Source organism: Flavobacterium bomense (assembly GCF_003970355.1).
The window spans coordinates 1-1,127 of the sequence record NZ_RYDJ01000219.1; the positions used below are offsets into that span (position 1 = coordinate 1).

At 27.9% G+C, this 1,127-nt stretch carries 2 protein-coding genes; one reads left to right on the plus strand and one right to left on the minus strand.

Annotation, left to right across the window (positions count from 1 at the left end; genetic code table 11):
- Positions 1 to 717 (minus strand): response regulator (locus tag EKL98_RS16870; protein ID WP_126563225.1); only part of this gene is annotated, 717 nt, incomplete at its 3' end.
- Between the two features lie 133 nt (positions 718 to 850).
- Between EKL98_RS16870 and EKL98_RS16875 the strand changes: the two genes are divergently transcribed.
- On the plus strand, positions 851 to 1,127 hold a 277-nt coding region (locus EKL98_RS16875; protein ID WP_148104466.1), incomplete at its 3' end, for a hypothetical protein.

The following is a 1,127-nucleotide window of genomic DNA, read 5'->3' on the forward strand; positions in this document are numbered from 1 at the left end:
ATAAGATTTAAAACTTGTAGAAAAATAAGAAAATGAGTTAAACCCTGTTTCATCAACTAAAAACTGAATATTCCTTTCCCCTAAATCAATAAGTTTAATCGCATATTCCAATTTAAACTCTCTTATATATTGAGTAATATTTTTATTGGTAAGTTTTCTAATTTTTTTATCTAACGTTGATTTGCTAATAAAAAGATGAATTGATATTTCCTCAATACTAATTTTTGATTTTAAATTTTTTAAGATGAAGTCATCTACAGATTCCAGAAAATCTTTTTTGGATAATTTTATTGTTACTTTAGAAAACGGATCCGGTTTGTATTTTTTTTCAATATTATTCCTAAGAACTAGTAAATTTTTGATTTTAAAAATCAATTCGTTTGCCTTGAAAGGCTTCATTATATAGTCATTAACCCCGTTTTCAAGCTGCTTGTACTTGACTCCGTCATCCATATTTGCAGTAATTATTATAAAAGGAATAGCGTTGAATTTGCTGTTTTTTCTAATTTTTGTAAACAATTCTCCACCGTCCATATGCGGCATCATCAAATCACTAATTATGATATCTGGCAAATAATTTTGCAGATAATCAAGTGCTTCCAAGCCATTAGTAAACCAATTCACTTTGAAATCACTTAACTGCAAAACCTCTGAAATTGAACTACCCAAAGCTAGATCATCTTCTATTAGCAGTATTTCACTTTTTTTAAATTTCATTATACGAAAATAAGTTACCATATTTTAAATTATAAGTTTATATTTTTAAATCATAAGTAATTACTCTTTATGCTTATTAATATCAAAATATCTTTGGAGGTATACAATTACTCCATAAAGTTACGCAATTATTATGAAAAATCTTCTGTTAGGGATCTCAAATGCTAATAATCATCTTTTAAAAGAAATTTCGATTGACGAAGCGTTAAATTTGTGTATTACTGCAATTGGTAAAAGTCAGGATATTGACAGATGTTATATTTTTAAAAATGAGACCGAGAACGAAAAAGTGAAGTTATTTTACATCTACGAATGGTGCAATGAAGGTATTGATTCCTATTTGGGCAGTCCAGACTTAAATGGGCTTTCTTATGACAATTTTCCGGGACTATATCAACCTTTGAGTAACG